The organism is Noviherbaspirillum sp., from assembly GCF_036846085.1.
Taxonomy (GTDB): domain Bacteria; phylum Pseudomonadota; class Gammaproteobacteria; order Burkholderiales; family Burkholderiaceae_D; genus Noviherbaspirillum.
Genome location: NZ_DAIUCO010000234.1, coordinates 1 through 8,447 on the forward strand (window position 1 = coordinate 1; position 8,447 = coordinate 8,447).

The 8,447-nt window shown below is 62.4% G+C and carries 11 protein-coding genes; 3 read left to right on the forward strand and 8 right to left on the reverse strand.

Annotation, left to right across the window (positions count from 1 at the left end):
- Window positions 1-127: 127 nt before the first annotated feature.
- The 8 genes from V7080_RS20755 to flgB all read right to left on the reverse strand — a co-directional run bounded on the left by V7080_RS20755 (window position 128) and on the right by flgB (window position 6,612).
- Entirely contained in the window at window positions 128-1,249 is a 1,122-nt protein-coding gene (locus V7080_RS20755) for a flagellar basal body P-ring protein FlgI (RefSeq protein WP_334190292.1), read from the reverse strand.
- A gap of 14 nt (window positions 1,250-1,263) precedes the next feature.
- A complete protein-coding gene (locus V7080_RS20760; RefSeq protein WP_334190293.1) occupies window positions 1,264-1,923 on the reverse strand; it encodes a flagellar basal body L-ring protein FlgH in 660 nt (219 codons plus the stop codon).
- Between the two features lie 15 nt (window positions 1,924-1,938).
- Window positions 1,939-2,721 (reverse strand): flagellar basal-body rod protein FlgG, encoded by a 783-nt coding sequence (gene flgG / locus V7080_RS20765; protein ID WP_334190294.1) that lies wholly within the window; start codon window positions 2,719-2,721, stop codon window positions 1,939-1,941.
- Between the two features lie 255 nt (window positions 2,722-2,976).
- Window positions 2,977-3,717, reverse strand: coding sequence for a flagellar basal-body rod protein FlgF (gene flgF / locus V7080_RS20770; protein ID WP_334190295.1), 741 nt, complete (start codon window positions 3,715-3,717; stop codon window positions 2,977-2,979).
- Window positions 3,718-3,775: 58 nt separating this feature from the next.
- A complete protein-coding gene (gene flgE, locus V7080_RS20775; protein ID WP_334190296.1) occupies window positions 3,776-5,017 on the reverse strand; it encodes a flagellar hook protein FlgE in 1,242 nt (413 codons plus the stop codon).
- Between the two features lie 74 nt (window positions 5,018-5,091).
- Window positions 5,092-5,766 carry a flagellar hook assembly protein FlgD gene (flgD, locus tag V7080_RS20780; protein WP_334190297.1) on the reverse strand — a complete coding sequence of 225 codons (675 nt, stop codon included), beginning with the start codon at window positions 5,764-5,766 and terminating at the stop codon, window positions 5,092-5,094.
- A gap of 13 nt (window positions 5,767-5,779) precedes the next feature.
- The gene (gene flgC, locus V7080_RS20785; protein WP_334190298.1) at window positions 5,780-6,181 is read right to left on the reverse strand and encodes a flagellar basal body rod protein FlgC; all 402 of its coding nucleotides are present in this window, start codon (window positions 6,179-6,181) and stop codon (window positions 5,780-5,782) included.
- Between the two features lie 2 nt (window positions 6,182-6,183).
- Complete coding sequence (gene flgB, locus V7080_RS20790; RefSeq protein ID WP_334190299.1) at window positions 6,184-6,612, reverse strand: flagellar basal body rod protein FlgB; 429 nt, start codon at window positions 6,610-6,612, stop codon at window positions 6,184-6,186.
- Window positions 6,613-6,801: 189 nt separating this feature from the next.
- Here flgB and flgA point away from each other — a divergent pair, with 189 nt between their 5' ends.
- The 3 genes from flgA to V7080_RS20805 all read left to right on the forward strand — a co-directional run bounded on the left by flgA (window position 6,802) and on the right by V7080_RS20805 (window position 8,424).
- Entirely contained in the window at window positions 6,802-7,530 is a 729-nt protein-coding gene (gene flgA / locus V7080_RS20795) for a flagellar basal body P-ring formation chaperone FlgA (RefSeq protein WP_334190300.1), read from the forward strand.
- Between the two features lie 109 nt (window positions 7,531-7,639).
- The gene (flgM, locus tag V7080_RS20800; protein ID WP_326857947.1) at window positions 7,640-7,939 is read left to right on the forward strand and encodes a flagellar biosynthesis anti-sigma factor FlgM; all 300 of its coding nucleotides are present in this window, start codon (window positions 7,640-7,642) and stop codon (window positions 7,937-7,939) included.
- Between the two features lie 8 nt (window positions 7,940-7,947).
- A complete protein-coding gene (locus tag V7080_RS20805; RefSeq protein ID WP_334190301.1) occupies window positions 7,948-8,424 on the forward strand; it encodes a flagella synthesis protein FlgN in 477 nt (158 codons plus the stop codon).
- Window positions 8,425-8,447: the final 23 nt, after the last annotated feature.

Genomic DNA, 8,447 nt, shown 5'->3' on the forward strand with positions numbered 1-8,447 from the left:
GGGGAGGGCTAGGGTGGGGGTAGTGAGGTCGAGTTGCGCCCTGCTTTGATTCGACCTCACTACCCCCATCCCAGCCTTCCCCCTGGGTGGGGGAAGGAGCCGTCATGCAGTTATCTTGCAGTTCAAATTAAATAATCTCCAACTCCGCCCTCAGCGATCCCGCGGCCTTCATCGCCTGCAGGATCGCCAGCAGGTCCTGCGGCGTCGCTCCGATCGCGTTCAGTGCTTTCACCACGTCCGCCAGCGACGTGCCGCCCTTGAGCAGCAGCACCTGTCCCGGCTCCTTCTTGATATCGATCTGCGAGGTCGTCGTCACTACCGTCTGGCCGCCAGAAAACGGCGCAGGCTGGCTGATCACCGGGTCGGTATTGATGACCACCGACAGGTTGCCGTGGGATACCGCGCAGCTTTCCAGCGTAACCGCCTGGTTCATCACCACCGAGCCGGTGCGGGCGTTCAGAATCACCTTGGCGACCATCTGCGCCGGCGTCACGTTCAGGCTTTCGAGCGCGCCGAGGAAAGCGACCCGATCATCGCTGCCGAGCGGCGCGCGCACACGGATCACGCGGCCGTCACGGGCTGCCGCGGTTTCCGGTCCGAAGCGCTGGTTGATCGCCTCCACAACCCGGCTGGCGGTGGAAAAATCCGCGTCGTTCAATTCGAGGTGGATGGCGTCACCCTGCCCCAGGCTGGTAGGAACCGAGCGCTCCACAGTCGCACCACCCGAAATCCGGCCTACGCTCAAATGGTTGATCTGCGCCTTGCTGCCGCTGGCTGCCGCGCCGACGCCGCCGACCAGCACGTTGCCCTGCGCGATGCCGTAGATCTGTCCATCGGCGCCCTTGAGCGGCGTCATGAGCAGCGTGCCGCCACGCAGGCTCTTGGCGTTCCCCATCGACGATACGGTCACGTCGAGCAACTGGCCAGGCTGCGCGAACGGCGGCAGCGACGTGGTGACCACCACTGCAGCGACATTCTTCAACTGCAGGCTGGTGCCGGGCGGCATGTTCACGCCCATGTTCTGCAGCATGCTGACCACGCTTTGCACGGTAAAGGGTGTCTGCGTCGTCTGGTCGCCGCTGCCGTCAAGACCGACCACCAGCCCATATCCCATCAGCTGGTTCTGCCGCACGCCCTGGATGCTGGCAAGGTCCTTGAGTCGTTCCGCGTGGGCCGCGGGAAGACAGGCGCACACTGCCAGCAACAGGCCGGAACAGGTTTTGGCGAAGGATGACAGACGGAGGTTCATGGCGGGTCCCGGCTTCACAGCGGCATGAGGCTGAGGAAGAATCGCACCATCTGCGATGCCACTTCAGCCGTATCGAGACGGGTATTGGTGCGGTATTCGATACGCGCATCCGCCACCTGGGTGGACGGCACCACATTGCCGGCAGCGACGGTATCGGGATTGACCACGCCGGACAGGCGCACATATTCCACGCCCTTGTCGAATGCAATCTGCTTCTCGCCGCTGACCATCAGGTGTCCATTCGGCAGGACGTCGATCACCGTGACGGTGATCGTGCCGGAAAAGTTGTTGGCGGAACTGGACGCGCCCTTTTCCTCGAACTTGTTCGATGATGCGCCTGCGGCACCCAGATCGGCCAGAGTGGAAGCAGGCACGCCGAACAGGCGAGATACCGAGGCCGAGACGCTGCCCGCCTTGCTGCCGGAGTTTGCCGCCGACTTGCCGGCACTGGTGCGCTCCGTGATAGCGATTGTGAGGATGTCACCGACATGGCGGGCGCGGCGATCCTCGAACATCGGACGGTAGGATGCGGACTGGAAAATGGCGCCGTTGGCGGGCGCATTCATGGCGGCGTGCGCAGGTTGCGCCGCGCGCGGCGGCTGCACGATGGAGTCCGGCACCGTGGTGCAGCCCGCCAGACCGGTGGCGACGGCGAACAGGAGGATGCGCTTCATGATTGCTCCGGAAAATCAGAGCTGCGACAGGCGCTGCAGCATCTGATCCGACGTTTGCACTGCCTTGCTGTTGATTTCATAGGCGCGCTGCGTCTGGATCATGTTGACCAGCTCTTCCACCACATTGACGTTGGAGGTTTCGACATACCCCTGCGCCAGCAGGCCGGCACCGTTCGTGCCCGGGGTGTTGCTGTTGGGACCGCCCGATGCTGTCGTTTCGACGTAAAGATTTTCCCCCTTCGACTCCAGGCCGGCCGGGTTGACAAAGGTGGCAAGCTGGATAGTGCCGACCTGGGTGGTCGCGGCGCTTCCCTGCTGGGTCACCGAGACCGTGCCGTCGCGGCCGACCGTGACGCTCATGGCATTGGCGGGTATGGTGATCGCCGGCTGCACCGGAAAGCCGCTCGAGGTGACAAGCTGCCCCTGGCTATCGATCTGGAACGCGCCGTCCCTTGTATAACCGGTGGTGCCGTCCGGCAGCAGCACCTGGAAAAATCCCGCACCCTGGATCGCCAGGTCCTTGTCGTTGCCGGTCTGCTGCAGATTGCCCTGAGTGAAAATGCGCTCGGTGGCGACAGGCCGCACCCCGGTGCCGATCTGCAAGCCGCTCGGCAATTGCGTCTGCTGCGACGATTGCGCGCCCGGCTGGCGCATGGTCTGGTACAACAGGTCCTCGAACACCGCCCGGGAACGCTTGTAGCCACTGGTGCTGACGTTGGCCAGGTTGTTCGAGATGACATCCATCTGGGTCTGCTGCGCGTCCAGGCCGGTCTTGGAAATCCATAGCGATCGAATCATTGCGTTCTCCGGTAAATCTTGTCGTTATCCTGCGTGGGTTGAGTGCATCAACCATATAGGCTGGAACTCATTTCATAAATTGCTTATGCAATCTTTTGTCATTCCCGCGAAGGCGGGAATCCAGAGATGTACTGGCTACGCAAATGAGGAATGCGGTCCACCTCTGGGTCCCCGCCTTCGCGGGGACGACAAACCTTTTTAAATGATATGAATTCTGGTGGCAAAGGCTTCACGCCGATTATCCTGCGCCAGCCATCAGCTCAAAGCGAGGAGCTGGGCCGCTTTCGCATCGTTGCTCTCGGCGTTCTTCAGCATGTTCATTTGCATTTCGAATTGCCGCGCGAGACTGATCATGTTGACCATCGCGTCGACGACATTCACGTTGCTGCCTTCCAGCGCGCCTCCGATGAGCGACACGCCGGCATCCGCATCGGCAGGCTCGCCGCCCCGCACGCGGAACAGGCCGTCGTCACCGCGGACGATCGTGTCTTCCGGCGGATTCACCAGCTTGATCCGCCCCAGGACATTGGACGGGCCGGGTTTGAAATCGTTGGCCATCGCGCTGACAGTGCCGTCCTTGGCGATGGTGATGTTGACGTTCGGCGGTATGCTGATCGGACCGCCATCGCCGAGCACATTGATGCCGGACTGCGTCTGCAGCACACCGTTCTCGCTCAGCTTTAGGCTGCCGTTGCGCGTGTACGCTTCAGTACCGTCTTCCAGTTGGACCGCGATCCAGCCCTTGCCTTGCACCGCGATGTCGAGGTCCCGCCCGGTCTGCTGGATCGGCCCGGCGGAGAAGTTGGTGCCGACGGTGGAATCGACGACAAACGTGCGGGTCGGCATTCCCGGTCCGTTGACGTCCACCGCCCGGAAGGCGTCAAACTGCGCGCGGAAGCCGGTGGTCGCCGCATTGGCCAGGTTGTTTGACGTATTGGCCTGCTGCTCAAGGATGTGCTTGGCGCCGGTCATGGCGGTATAAATCAGGCGATCCATCTTGTTCTCCCGGTTCGGTCCGGCGCAACCTCACGTCACGCCGGAACGGGTCTCGTCATTACTTCAGGTTGACCAGCGTCTGCAGGATCTGGTCCTGGGTCTTGATGGTCTGGGCGTTGGCCTGGTACACCCGCTGGGCGGTGATCATGGTGACCAGTTCGGCCGTCAGGTCGGTATTGGAATCTTCCACGGCGGAGGACTGCAGCACACCGAGGTTGCCGGAGTTCGGTGTGCTCACCAGCGGCTGGCCGGAGGCGGCCGACTCCGCCCATGCGTTATTGCCGAGGGGCTGCAAGCCGTTCGGGTTGGTGAAATTGGCCAGCACCACCTGCCCGAGCGTGGCGGTCTTGCCGTTTGTATAGCGGCCGGTGATGATGCCGTTGCCGTCCGTATTGAAGCCGGACAACCGGCCTGAGGTGTAGCCGTCCTGCGTCAGGGCATTGACACTGAATGCGGAGCCGAACTGCGTCGTGCCGGACAGGTCGACCGTCACCGGGAATGGCGCAGCGCCGGTACTTGCGGCGGGCGTCAGCGTGACGGTGAATGCGGCCGGTGCCGGCGGCGCCGGTGTCGCGATAGCACCGCTGCCGTTGAACGTGATGTTGCCGATCGGCGCCGCCAGCTGCTGCACCGTCGCGCCATCGTCGAATGCGCCATACACCGTCCATGCGTTCGGGCCGGTCTTGACATAGAAAGTCTGCAGCGTATGCGCATTGCCCAGGCCGTCGTAGACGTTCACCGAGGTGGCGTTATGGTAGGTGGCGGGGACATCTTTATCGAATGCGGCGGCAATCGCCGTCTTCGTCGAATCGAGATTGAGCTGGCTTTGCACGCTGGTGGTGGTTTTCGGCGTCAGGTCGGCATTGGAAATCTGCAGCTCCACCGGCGCACCGGTAGCCAGCACGCCGTTGCCGTCGGCGGAAAAGCCGGTCAGGCGCGCACCCGAGGCGTTCGTAATGAAGCCGTCCTTGCTGAGCTGGAACTGGCCGTTGCGCGCATAGGAGATCGCGCCGTTATTGCTCATCCGGAAAAAGCCGCCGCCATTGATGGCGATGTCGAGCGGATTCGCCGACGCGGTGATGTTCCCCTGGGTGAACTGCTGCGCCACCTGCGACACCTTGGTGCCGATACCGGTCGCGCCGCCGCCGCCCGCGCCCGAAAGCGAATTCGCATACACGTCGGCGAACTGCACCTGGCCGGCCTTGAATCCCACGGTGTTTGCGTTGGCGATGTTGTTGCCGATCGATTCCAGCGTTTTGGACGCGGCGTTCAGACCGCTCAAGCCTTGTTGAAAACTCATCTTGTTTCTCCTAGTTGTGCTTGCCGCTGCGCCAGGACCGGCGCGACTTATTTAGTTGTGTTGCGCGAGGTAGTTCAAAGAATCTGCCGGATATCGGCCAGCTTGACCTCGCCGATGCCCATGACATTGAGCTTGACGCCCTGGGCGCCGGACGCGACGCTTGCCACATCGCCGAAGGCCAGTGCGGTCGCCTCCACCGCCTTGCCGGCCCGCTTGGCGGCGATGTCGAAGGTGTACTTGCCGCTGGCGGCATCGGCACCGCTGTCGGTCTTGCCGTCCCACTGCAGCGGCAGAAGGCCGGCGTCGGTCCCGCCGAGATCGATTTTGCGCACCGGATTGCCGGAACTGTCGCGGATGGTCACCTCGACGCTGTCCGCCGATTCGGCCAGCTCGACGCCGAGGAATGCCTTGCCTTCGTTTAGCATGAGCGTGGAACCCGGTGCGAGCACGCCGCGGCCGATCATGCTGGCCGCCTGCAGGGACTGGTTCGACTGCATGCTTCCCTGCAGCGCCTCCAGCGTCGCGTTGACCTTGTCAATGCCGGTCACGGTCGACAACTGGGCCAGCTGACTGGTCACCTGAGCGTTGTCGAGCGGATTGAGCGGGTCCTGGTTGCGCATCTGCGTCACCAGCAGCGTGAGGAATTTGTCCTCGGCGGCAGCGGCGGTGCTTTTGGCGTCCTTCTTGCCCGGATTCATTGCCGCCAGCAATTCGGTGGATGGTCCTGTGGTGCCTTGTACGGTGCTCATCGCCTATCCTTCCTCATTGACCCAGGGTCAGGGTCTTCATCAGCATCGTCTTCGCGGCGTTCATCGTTTCGACGTTGGTCTGGTACGAACGGGAGGCGGAGATCATGTTGACCATCTCCTCCACCACGTTCACGTTGGGCATCGCGACATACCCCTTGTCGTCCGCTTGTGGATGCGACGGGTTGTGCACCATCTTGAGCGGCGACTGGTCTTCCACGACCTGCGCAACCTTCACACCGGACGCCTGCGATCCGGCCATCACCGCGCTGAACACCACCTGCTTGGCGCGGTAGGTCTGCCCGGTGGCGCTAGTCGCGCTGTCGGCATTGGCGATATTGCTGGCGACGACGTTCAGCCGCTGCCCCTGCGCACTCATGGCGGAACCGGCGACGTTGAATATATTGAAGAGCGACATGATTATTGTCCCTGGATAGCGGTCAGCAGACCCTTGATCTGCGCACCCATGATCGTGATGCCGGCTTCGTAGCGCAGCGCGTTATCGGCGAACTGGTTGCGTTCGACGTCCATATCCACCGTATTGCCGTCCACGCTGCCCTGCTGGACAGTGCGGTACATCAGTGCGGCGCCGCTGCTGCTCAGATGCAGATTGGTGCCGCCGAGGTGGGCCGCCGAGGTCTTGGCCATCGGCGGCGACTGCATGGCCTGCCCTGCCGGATTAGCCTGTCCGAGGGCTTGTTTCAACGCGCTGTTAAAATCGATGTCCCGCGCCTTGTAGTTCGGCGTATCCGCGTTCGCGATATTCGACGCCAGCATCTGCTGCCGCTGCGCCCGCAGGCTCAGCGCCGTCTCGTGAAAGCGCAGCGCCTGGTCCAGTTTTCCGATCATCGCAACCTCCTGATATTGCCGGCTCAAGAATCCGCATCCCGAGCCGATAATGGATTTGTGTAGCGTCGATCATACGGAGCGTCCTGTCGGCTTGATCGGATGATAAGCATCCGAAATCCGCCGCTATTTGCGGTTTTGAATCCCGCTCCGCCGTATAGGATGGGCACCATGTTCAATTTGGCGCCCATCATGAAAACATCGCTCAAGATGCCGTCAATGCTGCTTTCGGCCATGCTTTCCTTCGCAGCCATGCCGGCGCATGCCAACCCGCAGCCTGACCCGAAGACGGCATCCCGCCAGGATCCCGGCCTGCTCAGGATCGCGGCCGAGCATTTCCTTAAAGTTCAGACGACCGGGTTGCCCGGCAGGATCGACATCACGGTCACGCCGGCCGACAGCAGACTCAATCTCGCCGCCTGTGCCGCGCTGGAACCGTTCCTGCCGCCCGGCGGCCGGGTATGGGGAAAAACGACCGTCGGCATGCGCTGCAACGCGCCATCGCCCTGGACTATTTACATGCAAGCCACCGTTCGCGTGACAGGAGACTATTTCGCCACGGCGGCGCCGCTCAAGCAGGGACAAAGCATCGGACAGAACGATCTGGTGAAACAGCAAGGCGATCTCACCGCGCTGCCGCCGGGAATCGTGACCGATCCGGCGCAAGCAGTCGGTCGCACGCTGACCGTGTCGCTCGGCGCCGGCACACCGCTGCGACTGGATGCGCTGCGGGCACAACAGGCGGTGCAACAGGGACAAGTTGTAAAAGTGATATCCGCCGGACCAGGATTCAGCGTCTCCGCAGAAGCGCGCGCGCTGGCCGGCGGCGCCGAAGGCCAGATCGTCCAAGCCAGAACCGCATCCGGACAAGTCGTCAGCGGTGTGGCCAAAGCAGGCGGTGTGGTGGAAGTTACATACTGAAGCACTTGGTTGACGAATACGGCACATTCGGTGCTAAAGTTTCCGGTGTTCGCGTCGTTACAGGTAATGACAACTGGCGGAACGCCGTTAAACATTGAAGGAAAATGCCGTGAAAATTGACGATTCGATCAAGAAAACCGACCGGGCCGGCGTCGGCCCGACCCAGGCAAAACCGGGCAAAGCTGCGGCCAGAACCGAAAGCGCCGCCCCGCCGGCGTCCGACAGCGTCCAGCTTTCTTCGCAGGCACGCGCCCTCGCCGCACAGAATTCCAGCACGGGCGTCATGGATGTCGCCAAGATTGAAGAAATCAAGGCGGCGATCGCCAACGGCACCTTCAAGGTCGATCCGGAAAATGTCGCCAACGGCCTCCTCGACACCGTCAACGACCTGCTCCGCTCACGCAAATAAGGCACTCCATGCAACAACTCGGCACCAGTCCGGCAGACACCCTCCAGGAAGAACACCGGGCAGCGACCAGCCTGCTACAAATCCTCGACGAGGAACAGGCTTGCCTGCTGAATGCCGAGACCGCATCCCTCGAAGGCCTCACCCAGCAGAAAGCTGCGCTCGTCGGCGAAATGACCGAGCTGGCCAAACGCCGCCACGCGATGCTCGCCGGCGCCGGCTTTACTGCGAACGAATCGGGCATGCAAAGCTGGCTCGGAAGCCCGGCGTCCAGCCCGTCCGCCGGACGGATGTGGAAGGCCCTGCTCTCGCTGGCGGAAAGCGCCAAGGAAAAAAACCGCGTGAATGGTTTGCTGATCAGCCAGTACATGGCGCGAAACCAGAACGCATTGAAGGTGCTGCAAGGCAGCCCCCAGGGCGGCGGCTTCTACGGTCCTGACGGGCAAGCCACCACCAGAAGCACGACCCGCAGCCTCGTCGTCGGCTAAGCCGCTGCAGTCACACTCCCGGG